Source organism: Sphaerotilus natans (assembly GCF_900156335.1).
Classification (GTDB): domain Bacteria; phylum Pseudomonadota; class Gammaproteobacteria; order Burkholderiales; family Burkholderiaceae_C; genus Sphaerotilus; species Sphaerotilus natans.
On the sequence record NZ_FTMZ01000011.1, the window covers coordinates 112,127 to 127,736 of the forward strand.

15 protein-coding genes are annotated in these 15,610 nt (G+C 69.3%); 3 read left to right on the plus strand and 12 right to left on the minus strand.

From position 1 onward, the window contains the following. Positions 1 to 32: 32 nt before the first annotated feature. Complete coding sequence (locus BW996_RS11575; RefSeq protein ID WP_051632268.1) at positions 33 to 1,847, minus strand: ATP-binding protein; 1,815 nt, start codon at positions 1,845 to 1,847, stop codon at positions 33 to 35. A 19-nt stretch (positions 1,848 to 1,866) separates the two neighbouring features. After that, positions 1,867 to 2,580: a response regulator transcription factor gene (locus tag BW996_RS11580; protein ID WP_051632267.1), complete on the minus strand. Its 714-nt coding sequence runs from the start codon at positions 2,578 to 2,580 to the stop codon at positions 1,867 to 1,869. A 289-nt stretch (positions 2,581 to 2,869) separates the two neighbouring features. Between BW996_RS11580 and BW996_RS11585 the strand changes: the two genes are divergently transcribed. After that, the gene (locus tag BW996_RS11585) at positions 2,870 to 3,817 is read left to right on the plus strand and encodes a DMT family transporter (protein ID WP_037485494.1); all 948 of its coding nucleotides are present in this window, start codon (positions 2,870 to 2,872) and stop codon (positions 3,815 to 3,817) included. A 21-nt stretch (positions 3,818 to 3,838) separates the two neighbouring features. Here BW996_RS11585 and BW996_RS11590 read toward each other — a convergent pair whose 3' ends face one another. From BW996_RS11590 to pmbA, 7 genes are all read right to left on the minus strand, one after another. After that, complete coding sequence (locus BW996_RS11590; RefSeq protein WP_037485491.1) at positions 3,839 to 4,759, minus strand: DMT family transporter; 921 nt, start codon at positions 4,757 to 4,759, stop codon at positions 3,839 to 3,841. Between the two features lie 52 nt (positions 4,760 to 4,811). Continuing rightward, on the minus strand, positions 4,812 to 5,171 hold the full coding sequence (locus tag BW996_RS11595; RefSeq protein ID WP_037485488.1) for a hypothetical protein: 360 nt from the start codon (positions 5,169 to 5,171) through the stop codon (positions 4,812 to 4,814). 51 nt (positions 5,172 to 5,222) lie between these two features. Next, positions 5,223 to 5,801: a GTP-binding protein gene (locus tag BW996_RS11600; protein WP_051632266.1), complete on the minus strand. Its 579-nt coding sequence runs from the start codon at positions 5,799 to 5,801 to the stop codon at positions 5,223 to 5,225. Positions 5,802 to 5,821: 20 nt separating this feature from the next. After that, positions 5,822 to 6,565, minus strand: a complete 744-nt coding sequence (locus BW996_RS11605; protein ID WP_139330848.1) for a hypothetical protein — start codon at positions 6,563 to 6,565, stop codon at positions 5,822 to 5,824. Between the two features lie 384 nt (positions 6,566 to 6,949). Further along, positions 6,950 to 8,032, minus strand: a complete 1,083-nt coding sequence (locus tag BW996_RS11610; protein ID WP_037485482.1) for a TRAP transporter substrate-binding protein — start codon at positions 8,030 to 8,032, stop codon at positions 6,950 to 6,952. Positions 8,033 to 8,245: 213 nt separating this feature from the next. Continuing rightward, complete coding sequence (locus BW996_RS11615; protein WP_037485480.1) at positions 8,246 to 9,328, minus strand: TRAP transporter substrate-binding protein; 1,083 nt, start codon at positions 9,326 to 9,328, stop codon at positions 8,246 to 8,248. A 144-nt stretch (positions 9,329 to 9,472) separates the two neighbouring features. Next, on the minus strand, positions 9,473 to 10,906 hold the full coding sequence (gene pmbA / locus BW996_RS11620) for a metalloprotease PmbA (RefSeq protein WP_037485478.1): 1,434 nt from the start codon (positions 10,904 to 10,906) through the stop codon (positions 9,473 to 9,475). A gap of 104 nt (positions 10,907 to 11,010) precedes the next feature. Here pmbA and yjgA point away from each other — a divergent pair, with 104 nt between their 5' ends. Then, a complete protein-coding gene (gene yjgA / locus BW996_RS11625; RefSeq protein ID WP_081838289.1) occupies positions 11,011 to 11,649 on the plus strand; it encodes a ribosome biogenesis factor YjgA in 639 nt (212 codons plus the stop codon). Beyond that, entirely contained in the window at positions 11,642 to 12,253 is a 612-nt protein-coding gene (gene mog / locus BW996_RS11630; RefSeq protein WP_051632265.1) for a molybdopterin adenylyltransferase, read from the plus strand. The genes yjgA and mog overlap by 8 nt, the downstream gene beginning before the upstream one ends. Here the strand turns inward: mog and BW996_RS11635 are convergent. From BW996_RS11635 to BW996_RS11645, 3 genes are all read right to left on the minus strand, one after another. Beyond that, positions 12,241 to 13,767, minus strand: a complete 1,527-nt coding sequence (locus BW996_RS11635; RefSeq protein ID WP_037485475.1) for a right-handed parallel beta-helix repeat-containing protein — start codon at positions 13,765 to 13,767, stop codon at positions 12,241 to 12,243. The genes mog and BW996_RS11635 overlap by 13 nt on opposite strands. A 111-nt stretch (positions 13,768 to 13,878) precedes the next feature. Next, the gene (gene cysE / locus BW996_RS11640) at positions 13,879 to 14,658 is read right to left on the minus strand and encodes a serine O-acetyltransferase (protein WP_037485473.1); all 780 of its coding nucleotides are present in this window, start codon (positions 14,656 to 14,658) and stop codon (positions 13,879 to 13,881) included. An 80-nt stretch (positions 14,659 to 14,738) separates the two neighbouring features. Continuing rightward, on the minus strand, positions 14,739 to 15,464 hold the full coding sequence (locus BW996_RS11645) for an RNA methyltransferase (RefSeq protein ID WP_051632264.1): 726 nt from the start codon (positions 15,462 to 15,464) through the stop codon (positions 14,739 to 14,741). Between the last annotated feature and the right edge of the window lie 146 nt (positions 15,465 to 15,610).

The following is a 15,610-nucleotide window of genomic DNA, read 5'->3' on the forward strand; positions in this document are numbered from 1 at the left end:
GCCAGGCGCCAAGAGCGGGCAATCGACCAAAGTCACCCGCGAGGATCGATCCGGCTCAGCGCCGCCATCAGCCGGCGAGGCTGCAGCGGCTTGAACAGCAGCACCAGCCCGGCCTGCTCGACGCGGCGCATCTCGTCGGCGGTGGTGTCGCCGGTGATGACCAGCGCCGGCACCGGCAACGCGCAGCGCCGACGAACGCTGTCGATCGCGTCCAGGCCGTCCTCGCCGTCAGCCAGATGCAGGTCCGACAGGATCAGGTCGATCGCGCCGCCGGCCTCGTCGGCCAGCACCAGCGCCTCGCCGATGCCGGCGGCCGTCATCACCTCGTAGCCCCATTCGGACAGCACCGCCGTCAGGCCCTCGCGGATCGCCTCGTCGTCGTCGATCACCAGGATGGAGCGGGCCTCGAAAAGCGGCATCGGCACGGTGTCGGACGCGGCGGTGGCGCGCTCCATCTCGTCGAGCGCACCGGTGGCGATGCCGATGCGGAACATCGTGCCCCGCCCCGGGCAGGACGCCACCGTCAGCGTGTGCCCCATCAGCCGCACCAGCCGGCGCACGATCGCCAGGCCCAGGCCCAGGCCGCGCTGGCGGCGTCGGGCGCCCTCGCGGACCTGATAGAACTCGTCGAAGATGCGCGGCAGCTCCTCGGGTGCGATGCCTCGGCCGGTGTCCCAGACCTCGATGTTCGTGTGGGTGCGGGTGCTGCGCGCGACCACCACCACGCCGCCCTCGCGGGTATGGCGCAGCGCGTTCTGCACCAGATTGCCCAGCACCCGCTCGAGCAGCTGCGGGTCGCTGCGCACCGACTTGCCGCCCGGCGAGAAGCGCAGGCCCAGCCCGGCCGTTTCGGCCAGCCCGGCAAAATGCAGATGCAGCCGGCGGAAGACATCGCGCAGCGCAAAATGCTGCAGGTTGACCTCCATCGAGCCGGCCTCGAGCCGCGAGATGTCGAGCATCGCGCCGAAGGACTGCTCCAGCGCCTCGATCGATCGGGTCATGTTGCGCACGATCGAGGCCTCCGGCCTGCCCTGCACCCGCTGCTCCAGCGACGAGACGAACAGGCCCAGCGCATGCATCGGCTGGCGCAGGTCGTGGCTGGCGGTGGCGACGAAGCGGTGGGCATCGGCCTGCGCACGCAGCGCCGCATCGCGCTCGCGCGCCAGCGAGGCGCTCAGATCATCTGCCCCGAGACGGGCGCGCATCGCCCGCAGCCAGACCGCCGCCACCTGATGGCGCAGCCACAGCGCCAGCATCGCCGCCGCCGCCAGCGACAGGGCCAGCCGCAGCTCGCCGAGACCGACGCAGACCAGCGCGCAGGCAGCCGCCCCCACCGCCGCCATGCTGCCCAGCAGCGGCCGTGCCGCCCAGACCGCCGCGACATACAGGCTGACCAGCACCAGCAGCACCACCGCCTCGAGCTCGACCCGACCGGCCGAGAGCAGGTCGGCCGCCAGCGTGAGCGCGGGCGTCAGCAGCGCCAGCGCCATGCAACGCTGCCAGCGCCGGCGCAGCCGCTGCAGCCGCTCGCGCGGCGCACCGGCCACCCGCGCCCGGCGCAGCGCGCGGTGACCGAGCGCGCAGGGCACCAGACCGGCCAGCGCCAGCATCGCGCACAGCAGCACCGGGCCGCGCTGCTGCAGCGCGCCCAGCCAGACTGCACTGACCATCTGCGCCAAGGCCAGCACCAGCAGCACCTCCGGCGCCCGCTCGAAGGCATCGGCGAAGGCCGCATCCTCGAGCCGGCGGCGCACCGAGCGGCGCTCGGCCCGTGCATTCTCTGGCGCCGCCTCCCCCCCTTCGCCAGGGCCGACGACGACGCGCCGAGCGATCTGCCGCTGCGTCATGCCGGCCCGGTGGCGCCGCTCAGCGGAACAGGCTGATCAGATGCGAGCGCGATCGCACGTCCAGCGCCAGCAGCAGCGAGGACACATAGTTCTTGACCGTGCCCAGCGACAGCGTGGTGGCGCTGCTGATCTCCTGGTTGGTGCAGCCCGACAGCACCAGCTCCAGCACCTCCAGATGCCGCGGCCCCAGCTCGGCGATGCGGTCGTACATCGACGAGCCCGGCAGTCGGGGAAAGAGCCGCTCGGCGGCCTGCGGCAGGCGCGGACGCTCAGGCGGCGGCAGCAGCTCGGCCAGCGCGCACTGCAGCTCCTGCGCCGAGCCGGTCTTGCGCAGATAGCCCTGCGCTCCCAGTGCCCGGGCCTGGCGGATGACAAATTCGTCGACCGTGCCGCTGAAGATCAGCACCCGGGCCCGCGGATGGGCTTGCATGAACAGGCGCAGCCCCTGCAGGCCCTTGCAGTCGCTCAGGTTGAGGTCCAGCAGCACCGCATCGAAGGGCCCGTCGTGGCCGAAGATCCCGATGCCGTCCTGCAGGGAGCCCGCCTCGTGCCACGCGACCGGTCGGCCGTGCAGCCGCGTGCACATCGTGCGCACGCCGATGCGGATGAACTCGTAGTCGTCGATCAGCAGCAGCCGCACCCCTGGCGTCTCGGCCTCCAGGCCTGCCACCTCCCTCGCCCCCGGCACAAGCCGCTCGCCCATGCCTGCCGGCTCGATGACATCCCGTCCCATCTGCGTTCCTTTGTTGGCCTGAATCCATCACGCGGAGACGCAGGTCCCTGTTGTGGCCGGGCGCCCGATCCGTCCCCCCTGTCTTCCGACCGGACTGTGCGGAACATCACGACCAACCGCATCATCCAAGCAGATGAAAAAAACGTCTCCCCGGGAGCCATCGCGCAAAAAATGACAAATAAATCACGCTCGAAAAGGGTGTGATTTCGATGGTGACGCCTGTGCACCGTCCTGCACGACCGTTCTATTTCGCGGTTAGGATGCGGCTCCCCTTCCGGACCGTCCTGCCATGCCCGCCCTGTCTCCCCGCCTGGTGCTGATGCTGACCTTGCCGCCGCTGCTGTGGGCCGGCAATGCGGTGGTCGGGCGCATGACGGTGCCGCATGTGCCGCCGCTGCTGCTCAACGCGATCCGCTGGGCGCTGGTGCTGCTGGTGCTGCTGGTGATCGGACACCGCGCGATCGCCGGTGCACGCAACCGGGCCGACATCGCCGCACGCTGGCCTTATCTGGCGCTGGTCGGCCTGCTGGGCGTGGGCGCGTACAACGCGCTGCAGTACGTGGCGCTGACCACCTCGACTCCGATCAACGTCACGCTGATCGCCGCGAGCATGCCGCTGTGGATGCTGCTGATCGGCGCGCTCTTCTTCGCGGAGCGACCGCAGCGTGGCCAGATGGTCGGCGCGGCGCTGTCGCTGGCCGGCGTGGCGGTGGTGCTCGGCCGGGGCGATCCGCTGGCGCTGGCGCAGGTGCACTTCGTGCAGGGCGATCTGTTCATGCTGGCCGCGGCCGCGAGCTGGTCGGGCTACAGCTGGCTGCTGGTGCGCCCGCCCGCGTCGATGCGCGGTGCGGCGCGCCCGCAGGTCACCGGCACGGACGGCCAGCCGCGCACCTGGGAATGGCATGAGTTCCTGCTGGTGCAGACGCTCTTCGGCCTGCTCTGGGCGGGCGGTGCGGCCGGCGTGGAGGCGCTGGCCTGGCCGCGCCAGCCCGAGTGGTCGATCGGCGTGTTCGCCGCGATCGCCTACATCGTCATCGGCCCGTCGCTGGTGGCCTATGGCCTGTGGGGACGGGCGGTGGCCGCGGTGGGGCCGACGACCGCCGGCCTGTTCGTCAATCTGACGCCGCTGTTCGCAGCGCTGCTCTCCACCGCGCTGCTCGGCGAGGCGCCGCACCTGTACCACGCAGCGGCCTTCGTGCTGATCGTCGCCGGCATCGTGGTGTCGTCGAAGCGCTGAACCTCGGCGTCACCGTTAGCGTCAACGCCATCGCGCCAGCAGTGCCACGCCGACCAGCACCAGCGCGGTGCCGCCCAGGATCCACGGCGTCATCGGCTCGCCGAGAATGAAGATGCCCATCAGGATGGTGCTCATCGGCCCGACCAGCCCGGTCTGCGCCGCCAGCGTCGCGCCCAGGCGCTCGATGCCCATCATCACCAGGATGACCGGCGCGAAGGTACAGGCGATGGCATTGAGCAGCGACAGCCACAGCACCGGCGTCGGCACCGTCAGCACCGACGCCGCCGGGCGCAGCAGCAGGAACTGGCCGATGCACAGCAGGCAGGCCACGGTGGTGGCCAGTCCGGTCAGACGCAGCGCGCCCAGGCGCTGCACCTCCTGGCCGCTCTGCACCAGATAGACCGCATAGCTCAGCGCGCTGCCGAAGACCAGCAGCGTGCCCAGGCCGACATTCGGACCCAGATCGTTCAGCTCATGGCCGAAGACCAGCATCACGCCGCCGTAGCTGACCGCCAGCGCCAGCAGCTGCTTCGCGCTGACCCGGCGGCCATGCAGCACCACGCCCAGCAGCAGCACCAGCGTCGGGTTGAGGTAGAGGATCAGCCGCTCGAGGCTGGCGCTGATGTAGGCCAGGCCGAGAAAGTCGAGAAAGCTGGCGAGGTAGTAGCCCGAGAAGCCCAGACCGAGCACCGCGCCCCAGTCGCGCCGGGTCAGCGCCGGCCGCCCTCGCCCCGACCACCAGGCCAGCGCGAGGAACAGCGGCAGCGCGAACAGCATGCGCAGCATCAGCAGCGTCACCGCGTCGGTGCCATGCCGATAGGCCAGCTTGACGATGATGGCCTTGCCGGAAAAGGCGATCGAGCCGACGAGCGCAAAGGCCAGCCCGGGCCAGAGAGCCGGCCGGCCAGTCGCCGTGCCGGCGATCCGTGAGGAAGGATTCATCGGCGCGGATTCTAGAACCCGCGCCCGGTGCAGCCAGAAGATCGGCCGAAGATCAGAACTGCAGGTCGCGGTCGATGTCGACCACCTTGCGGCGGGCCAGCGCCAGGTTGGCGCGCGACTTGTCCAGCACGAAGTAGAAGAACATGCCTTCCTGGCGGGTGCAGGGGCGGATGATGTGGTACTGCTTGCCCAGCGTGATCAGCAGGTCGTCGATGCGGTCGTCCAGGCCGAGCTGCTTCATCGTGCGCAGCTTGGCGCGCATCACCTCGGTGTTGCCGGCGGCGGCGATCTCCAGATCGACGCCGGAGCCGGTCGAGCCGAGCATCATGCCGCTCTCGGAGTCGACGAGGGCTGCGCACATCGCGCCATCGACGGTCATCAGTTGTTCAAGGCTTTGCTTGATGTTGGCCATGTTCGGATTCCTTCCGTGGTCAGTGTGAAATCAGGTGAGAGAAAGAGCGGCTCATCGCTCGTGCCGACCGGTGCGACGCATCAGGGCCAGACCACGGCCGGCACGGTTGCGGGCCTCGAGCTGGGCCAGGATGCAGTCGAGCAGCATCAGCACCTCGTCGCGCTCGCGCACATCGACCGGCAGTACGGGAAACACCCGGCCGCGCCGCGCCAGCTCGTCGCCGAAGGCCTGCAGGCCCGGCTCGGGATGCGCCTCGGTCCGGCCGATGCCGATGACGCAGGCGGTGTGCTCGAGCTGCTCGGCGAAGGCATCGAGATAGATGCGCAGGTCGGCCAGCGGATCGGGGCGAGAGTTGTCGACCAGAATGATCAGCCCCATCGCCTTGTGGGCGAGGATGGGCCAGAGAAAGTCGAAGCGGGTCTGGCCCGGCGTGCCGAACAGGCGCACCCGCACCAGATCGGCGATCACCACCTCGCCATAGTCCATGCCGACGGTGGTGCGGGCCTTGGCCAGCGAGGGATCCCGGTTGGGCACGTCGGTCACCACCGGCGGGACATCGCTGATCGCGGCGATCGCGGTGGTCTTGCCGGCACCGGGCGTGCCGGTGAAGACGATCTTGCAGTCGCGCATCAGGCCGAGTCGTCCGGGCTTCAGCTGCCGATGCCCAGGCGGCGGCGGATCAGACCGAACAGGCTGCCCGGCACCGGCTCGGCGGCGGCGGGATCGACGGCTGCGACTTCAGCCGCCTCAGCGCCGGCCGAAGCGGCCTCGGGCGGCAGCACCTCGAGCAGATCGGCACGGTGCATCGCCTGCAGGAAGGCATCGACCTCGACCTCCGGCAGGCCCGACAGCGACAGCAGATCCTCACGCTCGAGCGCGGTGGCCGCGATCTGGCTGGCCAGCCGCTGATGCCCCTTGCGCCCCTGCAGTTGCACCGGATCCGGCCAGCGCCGCAGCCGCACCCGCGCGCCCGGCGCCAGCTCCAGCCCGGGACGGGCAGACGGCCGGGCCACAGGCACCGGTTCGACGACCACGGCGGCCGCGACGACAGCGGCGGTCGGAGCGGGTGCAGGTGCGACATCGACCGTGACCGGAGCTGGAGCCGGGGCCGGTGCAGCACGGCGAGCCCCCGCCGTCTCGATCAGCCCCGGCTCGATCTCGAGCATCAGCGCGCTGAACTCCTCGAACTGCAGCGGCCGCTGCAGCACCGGTGCCTCCGCACGAGCCCGCTCTGCCACATCGGCGGCAATGCTCAGCCGGATCGCCCCGGACGTGGCCAAGGCCTCGAAGCCGGACGGATCGGCCGCGCCCACCGGCAGCACCAGAAGATCGACCGGCGAACCCGCCTCTGCCACCACCCATTCGGCCTGCAGGCGGCTGCGAAGCAGGTTCATGAACAGCTTCAGCGCACCAGCGTCGGCATCACGCAGCTGCCACGCACGCACAACAAGCTGGGGACGGGAAAAAGGCTGAGGGGTATCCGTCATGAAAGCACAGGGAACATCGAGGGCGATGGTGCAGCAAACGCATGAATCCTGTTCGAACTCATCGCATCCGATTGTGATAATCGGTTTCCAGATTTATGCAAACAAGAACTATTCATGCAAAGTCTATCCACCATTCATGCCCAATACCCCTTTCATTTTTGTGACAAGTGTCACTTCCACTCAAGCCGGGGGGAGGCGCCACAGAAGGCAGAACAAAAATGAAAAAGCCGCCTCAGCCTGTGCTGGGCGGCCCTGAAATTCAGTGCGAGGCGCACGAAGCGCCCCGAGCGATCACAGCTTCTGCTGCTGCATGAAGTCGTCGAAGCCGGACTCGGCGAAGCGGAACCACACGTTCTGATCGGCACGGAACTTGGCGTAGTCGGCGTAGACCTTCTTCCAGTTCGGGTTCTTGTCGCCGATCTCGGCGTAGAGGGCCATCGACTCCTTGAAGGCGGTGTCCATCACGTCCTTCGGGAAGCGGAACAGCTTGGTGCCGCTGGCCACCAGGTTGCGCAGCGCCACCGGATTGCGGCCGTCGTACTTGCCCTGCATGTCGACATGCGCGTAGGAAGCCGCGCACTCGACGATGGCCTTGTACTCGGCCGACAGGCCGTCCCAGGCCTTCTGGTTGATGAAGAAGTCGAGCTGCGGGCCGCCTTCCCACCAGCCGGGATAGGCATAGTTGGGCGCCACCTTGTTGAAGCCGAGCTTCTGGTCATCGTAGGGGCCGACCCACTCGGCCGCGTCGATCGTGCCCTTTTCCAGCGCCTGGTAGATCTCGCCGCCGGGAATGTTCTGCGGCACGCCGCCCATGCGCTCGACCACCTTGCCGGCGAAGCCGCCGACGCGGAACTTCAGACCCTTCATGTCGGCCATCGAGGCCACCGGCTTGCGATACCAGCCGCCCATCTGCGCGCCGGTGTTGCCGCCGGGGAAGTTCACGATGCTGAACTTGGCGTAGAACTCGCGCATCAGCTTCAGGCCGTTGCCCTCGTACATCCACGCGGTCATCTGGCGGCTGTTCAGGCCGAAGGGAATGGCGCAGCCCAGCGCGAAGGTCTCGTCCTTGCCGAAGAAATAGTAGGGCGCGGTGTGCGCCATCTCGACGGTGGCGTTCTGCACGCCGTCGACCACGCCGAAGGCAGGCATCAGCTCGCCGGCCGGGTGCACCGTGATCTGGAACTTGCCGCCCGACATCGCGGCCACCTTCTTCGAGAACTCGTCAGCGGCACCGTAGATGGTGTCGAGCGACTTCGGGAAGCTCGAGGCCAGACGCCAGCGGATGTTGGCCTGCGCATGCACCACGGCCGGCGCGGCACCGGCGGCCAGGATGCCGGCCAGGCCGGCATGACGAACAAACGAGCGGCGTTCCATGAATCTGTCTCCTGTGTCATCAGCGCTGTCTGCAGCGCCTTCATCGCGCGGGTGGCCCGACAAGGCCACCGGGGCTGTCGGGCACGGGTGTCCAATTCTAGGAAGAGCGGGACGGTCTGTCGTGCGGGGAATACCCGAGCGACAATCTGGTGCAGCTGTCAGGTCCGCCGGCCGCCAGGAGCACGGTGCTCGCGGCAATCGTCGCGATGGCGATCAGAGCTTCTGCTGCTGCATGAAGTCGTCGAAGCCGGACTCGGCGAAGCGGAACCACAGGTTCTGCTCGGCGCGGAACTTGGCGAAGTCGGTGTAGACCTTCTTCCAGTTCGGATTCTTGGCCGAGAGCTCGCTGTACAGCGCCATCGATTCCTTGAAGGCCGCATCCATCACGTCCTTCGGGAAACGGAACAGCTTGGTGCCGCTGGAGACCAGCTGCTTGAGCGCGGCCGGATTCTTCGCGTCGTACTTGGCCTGCATCTCGACATGCGAGTAGGTGGCCGCGGCCTCGACGATGGCCTTGTATTCGGCCGACAGGCTGTTGAAGGCCTTCTGGTTGACGAACAGGTCGATCTGCGGGCCGCCCTCCCACCAGGCCGGATAGGCATAGTTGGGGGCCACCTTGTTGAAGCCGAGCTTCTGGTCGTCGTAGGGGCCGATCCACTCGGCCGCGTCGATCGTGCCCTTTTCCAGCGCCTGGTAGATCTCGCCGCCGGGAATGTTCTGCGGCACGCCCCCCAGACGCTCGACCACCTTGCCGGCGAAGCCGCCGACGCGGAACTTCAGGCCCTTCATGTCGGCGATCGACTGCAGCGGCTTGCGGTACCAGCCGCCCATCTGCGCACCGGTGTTGCCGCACGGAAAGCTGATGATGTTGTACTGCGCGTAGAACTCGCGCATCAGCTTCAGGCCGTTGCCCTCGAACATCCACGCGGTCATCTGGCGGCTGTTCATGCCGAAGGGAATGGCCGCGCCCAGCGCGAAGGTCTCGTCCTTGCCGAAGAAATAGTACGGCACGGTATGGGCGCACTCGACGGTGCCGTTCTGCACGCCATCGACCACGCCGAAGGGGGGCATCAGCTCGCCGCCCGGGTGCACCGTGATCTGGAACTTGCCGCCCGACATCTCGGCGACCTTCTTCGCGAAGACATCGCCGCCGCCGTAGATGGTGTCGAGCGACTTCGGGAAGCTCGAGGCCAGGCGCCAGCGGATGTTGGCCTGCGCGTGCACCACGGCCGGCGCAGCGCCGGCAGCCAGAACGCCGGCCAGGCCGGAATGACGAATGAAGGAGCGACGTTGCATGCGGATGAGTCCTGAAGGGGCGATGTTCGCGGAATCTGTTCTTCTCTCGGGGTCGAGAGCGATTCTAGTAACACCTCTTCGGGATAACCATGAGACTAACCCCTGCGCAGGACTACGTAGGGAGCGGACTCACCGCGGGACACGTCAGTGGCCGGCCACCATCATCCGGTCGATCAGCACCGAGCCGATGGTGCGGCTGCCCGAGGCGTACTCGTCGGCGCCGACCGCGACGATGCCGCGCAGCATGTCGCGCAGGTTGCCGGCGATGGTGATCTCCTCGACCGGATAGGCGATGCGGCCGTTCTCGACCCAGAAGCCGGCCGCGCCGCGCGAGTAGTCGCCGGTGACGTAGTTGACGCCCTGGCCCATCAACTCGATGACGAACAGGCCGCGGCCGAGCTTGCGGATCATCTCGTCGAGGCTGTCGCCGGCCTGGGTCAGGCGGCTCGACAGGCGCAGGTTCTGCGCGCCGCCGGCGTGGCCGGTGGTCTTCATGCCGAGCTTGCGCGCCGAGTAGCTCGACAGGAAATAGCCCTGGGTCACGCCGGCCTCGACCACCTGGCGGGCGCGGGTGCGCACGCCCTCGTCGTCGAAGGGCGCGCTGCCCTTGCCCTTGAGGAGGTGCGGATCCTCGTGGATGTCGATGTGATCGGGAAAGACCTGCTGGCCCAGGCTGTCGGCCAGGAAGGTGGTGCGGCGGTAGAGCGCGCCGCCGCTGGTGGCCTGCACATAGGCGCCGAGCAGGCCGGCGGCCACCGTCGATTCGAACAGCACCGGCACCTCGCCGGTGGCGATCTTGCGGCCCTTCAGGCGCGAGAGCGCACGCTCGGCAGCGTAGCGGCCCACCGCCTCGGGCGAGGCCAGATCCGCCACGTCGCGCGCCGAGCTGTACCAGGAGTCGCGCTGCATCTGCGCGCCCCGGCCCGCGATCGGCGAGACCGACATCGAGTGGCGCGAGCTGGCGTAGCCGCCGCGAAAGCCCCGGCTGTTGCCGGCGAAGAAGTGCGACTGCTGCGCCGACACGCCCGCGCCGTCGGAATTGGTGATGCGCCGGTCCACGCCCAGGGCCGCGGCCTCGCAGCGCAGCGCCATCTCGGCGGCGGCCTCGGCCTCGACCTGCCAGGGATGGAAGAGATCGAGCCGGCATTCGGCCGCCTCGCCCAGCGCGAGGTCCTCGGCCTCAGGCAGGCCAGCGGCCGGATCCTCGGCGGTGAAGCGGGCGATGTCGTAGGCCGCCTGCACCGTCTGGCGCAGCGCCTGCGGCGAGAAGTCGGAGGTGCTGGCGTTGCCGCGGCGCTGGCCGAGGTAGACGGTCACGCCGACCGCCTTGTCGCGGTTGCGCTCGACGTTCTCGAGCCGGCCCTTGCGCACCGACACCGACAGGCCCGAGCCCTCGGAGACCTCGACGCCGGCGTCGCTGGCGCCGAGCGACTTGGCGATCTCCAGCGTCTGCTCGACCAGGTCGGCGAACTGCGCGCGGCTGTAGGCGAAGCCCGCCTCGGGCGCCTGGGCAGGCACGGTCGCGGCAGCCGGAGCTGCAGCCTTCGAACGGGACGGACGGCGGGTCTTGGCGGTCATGGACAGTCGGGGCTGGCGGTGCGGGGGGTGGTCGCTCGTATCATAGCCGTCGTCCCCACCGGGGGCAGTCCGACCCGCCCGGTCCCCGAGCCCCCTTCCCACCCATGCACCCGAATTACCACTTCGATCACGAGCCCGCCGGCGATGAGCTGCCCGACGAGGACTTTTCCGGCCGCCCCAGCAAGACGCGGCTGAAGCAGCAGATGCACGACCTGCAGGCGCTCGGCAAGGAACTCGACGAAATGCCCGCGCACCGCCTGAAGGCGATCGTCGGCATGCCCGAGTCGCTGCTCGACGCGCTGCTCGACCTCAAGCGCATCCGCTCGCACGAGGGCCGCCGGCGCCAGCTGCAGTACATCGGCAAGATCATGCGCGGCATCGACGCCGAGCCGCTGCGCGAGGCGGTGGCCTCCTTCAAGCTGCCCGGCGCCAAGGAGACGCTGGCGCTGCACACCGCCGAGCGCTGGCGTGACCGCCTGATCGCCGAGGACGACGCCTTCACCCAGTGGATGGGCGAGCACCCCGGCACCGATGCGCAGGCGCTGCGCACGCTGATCCGCAACGCGCGCAAGGACCAGGCCGCGGCTGCAGCCGCCGCCGCCCAGGGCGCCGAGGCCCCGACCGAGCGCAAGGGCCGCGCCTACCGCGAGCTGTTCCAGCAGATCAAGGCCACGCTGGCCGCGGCCGCCGCCGCAGCCGCCCCGGACGACGCCGACGACGACCAGGAAGACGACGATGAGTGACGCCACCACCCTGCTGCCCCCGCCCGAGCCGCTGCGCATCGGCCTGGTCTCGATCAGCGACCGTGCCAGCAGCGGCGTCTACGAGGACAAGGGAATCCCGGCGCTGCAGGACTGGATGGCACGCGCGCTGCACAACCCGGTCACCTGGGTCACCCGGCTGATCCCGGACGAGCAGGACGGCATCAGCGCGACGCTGCGCGAGCTGGTCGACGTCGAGCGCTGCGACCTGGTGCTGACCACCGGCGGCACCGGCCCGGCGCCGCGCGACGTGACGCCTGAGGCCACGCTGGCGGTGGCCGACAAGGTCATGCCGGGCTTCGGCGAGCAGATGCGCCAGATCAGCCTGCGCTTCGTGCCCACGGCCATCCTGTCGCGCCAGGTGGCGGTGATCCGCGGCCGCGCGCTGATCCTGAACCTGCCGGGCCAGCCCAAGTCGATCGCCGAGACGCTCGAAGGCCTGCCGGACGCGCAGCCGCCCTGCCCGGGCATCTTCGCCGCGGTGCCCTACTGCATCGACCTGATCGGCGGGCCCTACATCGAGACGCGCGAGGCGGTCATCAGCGCCTTCCGGCCGAAGACCGCGCGCCGGCCTCAGCGCACCTGAGGCGCGCCGAGCAGGCCGCCGGACTGCGCGATCAGCGCGGCCGGATCGGCGGGCATCGCGTCGATCGTCGTCACCCGCTCGGCGCCGATCAGCTGGCCGCCGACCGGGTGCCACGGGCTGGTGTCGCGCCAGCCGCTGACGATGCGGTTGTTCGCGCCCAGCGTCACGATGCCGCCGCTGGTCCAGGACGCGCCGATGTCCTGTTCGGCCCGCAGCAGGCGCGACTGCACCGTCGGCGCATAGACCACGATGTTGTTCCAGGCCTGCACCCGCTCCTCGGTCGTCGAGATCTGGAACAGCACCGCCGAGCTGCCGGTCAGCTCGACCAGGTTGTCGTAGAAATGCAGCGTGCCCTTGCGGTAGATCGGCTCGCCCCACATCGCGCCGGGCCAGCTGCCATAGTGGTCGCCGCCGTAGTGGACCGTGGTGCCGGTGTCGCCGCGCTTGATGATGACGTTGCCGTGCACATGGGTCTCGCGGTAGGCCGCGGTGGCCAGCGCGGTCTTCGGGAAATCCTCGGCCTCGACCAGATCGAGCGCGTGCGCGCCCTCCTCGATGCGGTTGTGGCGCACGATCAGACCGGCCGAACGGTCCTTGATCGCGTTGCCCAGCGCGCCCTCGCGCGGCGGGCCGTAGCGGTTGAACTCGATCACCGTGCCCACGCCCTGGGTGTAGGTCGCATGCACCCGGTCGCTGCCCCGGATGCCGTGGCCGTGAATGTGGTTGCCGATCAGGCGCAGGTCCCGGGTGACCGAGGCGCTGTTGTCGTCGGTCGACTTGCTGAACACGCCCATCTGGCAGTCGGCGATCTCGTTGTCGGCCAGCGTGATGTTGCGGCCGCGCTCGATCCAGATGCAGGCGCCGAAGGCCTCGTAGCGCCGGCTGACGCCGTCGACATCGGTGAAGGACAGGTCGGGGTGGGCGCGCACGATGCGCAGGCCGTCGATCTGGATGTGCGAGGGCGCCTGGGTCCAGGCGTCGGCCGCGCTGGCCAGCGGCTTGATCAGGATCAGCGAGCGCGCCTGATGCAGCAGGCGGTATTCGGCGCTGGCGCTGTAGCCACTGGCCAGCGCCGGGCGCGACACCGCGCCGCTGCCGTTGATCGTCGGGCGCTCGCCCGCGGCCGAGCGCACGCCGCACACCCGCACCGGCGCGGCAGCCGTGCCCTGCGCGGCCAGCATGAACTTGCCCCGGTAGGGCTCGGCACGGTGAAAGATGCGCACCGTGTCGCCCGCCCGCAGCGACTCCCAGGGCACCTGCTCCAGCTCGGTGTAGGGCTGGCCCGGACCGACACGGTGATCGGTCCCCAGGCCGGAGGCCTCACAGGCGCTGAAGGGCTGCAGCGCACTGCCGCCCGATTCGCTCTGCAGGATGGCTTCCAGCGCCTGGGCCTGCGGCGAGGCGATCTCTCTGTCCGAGCCGCCCGACAGGCAGCCGGCCAGCAGCAGCGGCAGCAGCAGCCCGGTCGACAGCAGCGGCCCGGCCGCTCTCCCCGACTTTCCAGTGATCTCCATGCGAAACATCCTGTCTGATTGCAACTGGATGTAACTTAACAAGGAGATCGACGCCGAGTCTTTCTGGAAACTTTCAGAAACCTTGCGACGGGGCGGCGCAACGCCACTGCGCTACTTGACCAGCCGATTCAGCCGCTCGGCGTCGAACGTCTCGGTGCGGTGCGCCTCGTCGGGCACGCAGGGGTCGGCCGGCAGCTCGCGGGCACGCGCCGAGAGCTTCTCGATCGCCTGCCACAGCAGCGCGATCTGGTGCTCGTGGCTGGAGGCGTTGTCGATCAGGCCCTTCATCGCCTGCGCGACCGGGTCCTCGCCCTGCGTCACGCCGTAGGCGGAAAAGCCCATGCGCGCGGCCGCAGCCTCGCGCTGGGCGTCCTGCTGCGCGGCGATGATGCGCGCGGGGTTGCCCACCGCGGTGGCGCCCTCGGGCACCGGCTTGGTCACCACCGCGCCGGAGCCCACGCGCGCGCCGTCGCCCACCGTGAAGCCGCCCAGCACGCAGGCGTTGGCGCCGACGATCACGCCGCGGCCCAGCGTCGGATGGCGCTTGGCGCCCTTGACCAGCGAGGTGCCGCCCAGCGTCACGCCCTGGTAGATGGTGCAGTCGTCGCCGACCTCGGCCATCTCGCCGATGACGATGCCCATGCCGTGGTCGATGAAGACACGCCGGCCGAAGGTGGCGCCGGGGTGGATCTCGATGCCGGTCAGGAAGCGGCCCCAGTTCGACAGCCAGCGGCCCAGCCACTTGAAGTCGCGCACCCAGAACCAGTGCGCCAGACGCTGGATCCACAGCGCATGCAGGCCCGGATAACAGGTCAGCACCTCCAGGCGCGAGCGGGCGGCCGGATCGCGTTCGAGAATGCAGTCGATGTCTTCTTTCAGGCGGCTGAACATGGCGGACTCGTGACGAGCTTCGGGAGGCAGCGACGCAACGCATCGCCGACGAAAGCGAAGTGTAGGACGGGCGCCGATTTTCAGCCGCGACGCAGGATCTCGCGGGCGATGCCGCGCAGGATGCTGATCTCCTCGACCGTCGGCTCGGCGCGGTTGAGCAGCTGGTTCAGGCGCGGCATCAGCTTGCGCGGCACCTTCGGATCGAGAAAGCCCAGGTGCACCAGCGCCTGCTCCCAATGCGCGAGCGCGCCCTGCACCGCGTCGATGCCGGCGCGCTCGGCGTCGCGGGTGCGCGGCAGCACCGCGAAGCCGCCCAGCGCCTGGCGCCACTCGTAGGCCAGCAGCTGCACCGCCTGCGCCAGGTTCAGCGAGCCGTAGTCGGGGTTCGTCGGGATCGAGAGGCAGACATGGCAGCGGTAGACATCCTCGTTCGACAGCCCGAAGCGCTCGCTGCCGAAGACGAAGGCGACCTTGTCGGGCCGCGCGGCCAGGCGCTCGAAGCAGGCACGCGGCGATTCCACCGGCGGGCCGAAGTCGCGCGGCGTCATCGCGGTGGCGCAGGCCAGCTGCACGCCCTCGAGCGCCTCGTCGAGCGTCGGCACGATGCGCGCGCGCACCAGGATGTCGGCCGCGCCGCTGGCCATCGCTACCGTCTCCTCCTGGCTGAGCACGTCGCCGAAGCGCGGCGCCACCAGCACCAGCTCGGAAAATCCCATCACCTTCATCGCGCGGGCGGTGGCACCGACGTTGCCGGGGTGGCTGGTGTTGACCAGCACGAAGCGGGTCGAATCGGGGGCGACAGGCACGAGAGAAGACCTTTCAGGCGCCGTTTTCGGGCGCGGACATCGTAGAATGACCGGTTATCTTAGGCGTTCAAGCCAGCGTGGCTGATCCGTCCGCGCCCCGCTCTTTCCTTTCGCCAGCCCCTCGCACCCACTTCACTCGTCGAACC

Coding starts and splice junctions, on each gene's coding strand:
- mog (WP_051632265.1), top strand. CDS start 11,642: ATGAGTGACGCCACCACCCTGCTGCCCCCGCCCGAGCCGCTGCGCATC.
- cysE (WP_037485473.1), bottom strand. CDS start 14,658: ATGTTCAGCCGCCTGAAAGAAGACATCGACTGCATTCTCGAACGCGAT.
- BW996_RS11605 (WP_139330848.1), bottom strand. CDS start 6,565: ATGAACCTGCTTCGCAGCCGCCTGCAGGCCGAATGGGTGGTGGCAGAG.
- yjgA (WP_081838289.1), top strand. CDS start 11,011: ATGCACCCGAATTACCACTTCGATCACGAGCCCGCCGGCGATGAGCTG.
- BW996_RS11595 (WP_037485488.1), bottom strand. CDS start 5,171: ATGGCCAACATCAAGCAAAGCCTTGAACAACTGATGACCGTCGATGGC.
- pmbA (WP_037485478.1), bottom strand. CDS start 10,906: ATGACCGCCAAGACCCGCCGTCCGTCCCGTTCGAAGGCTGCAGCTCCG.
- BW996_RS11585 (WP_037485494.1), top strand. CDS start 2,870: ATGCCCGCCCTGTCTCCCCGCCTGGTGCTGATGCTGACCTTGCCGCCG.
- BW996_RS11615 (WP_037485480.1), bottom strand. CDS start 9,328: ATGCAACGTCGCTCCTTCATTCGTCATTCCGGCCTGGCCGGCGTTCTG.
- BW996_RS11600 (WP_051632266.1), bottom strand. CDS start 5,801: ATGCGCGACTGCAAGATCGTCTTCACCGGCACGCCCGGTGCCGGCAAG.
- BW996_RS11575 (WP_051632268.1), bottom strand. CDS start 1,847: ATGACGCAGCGGCAGATCGCTCGGCGCGTCGTCGTCGGCCCTGGCGAA.
- BW996_RS11635 (WP_037485475.1), bottom strand. CDS start 13,767: ATGGAGATCACTGGAAAGTCGGGGAGAGCGGCCGGGCCGCTGCTGTCG.
- BW996_RS11590 (WP_037485491.1), bottom strand. CDS start 4,759: ATGAATCCTTCCTCACGGATCGCCGGCACGGCGACTGGCCGGCCGGCT.
- BW996_RS11580 (WP_051632267.1), bottom strand. CDS start 2,580: ATGGGACGGGATGTCATCGAGCCGGCAGGCATGGGCGAGCGGCTTGTG.
- BW996_RS11610 (WP_037485482.1), bottom strand. CDS start 8,032: ATGGAACGCCGCTCGTTTGTTCGTCATGCCGGCCTGGCCGGCATCCTG.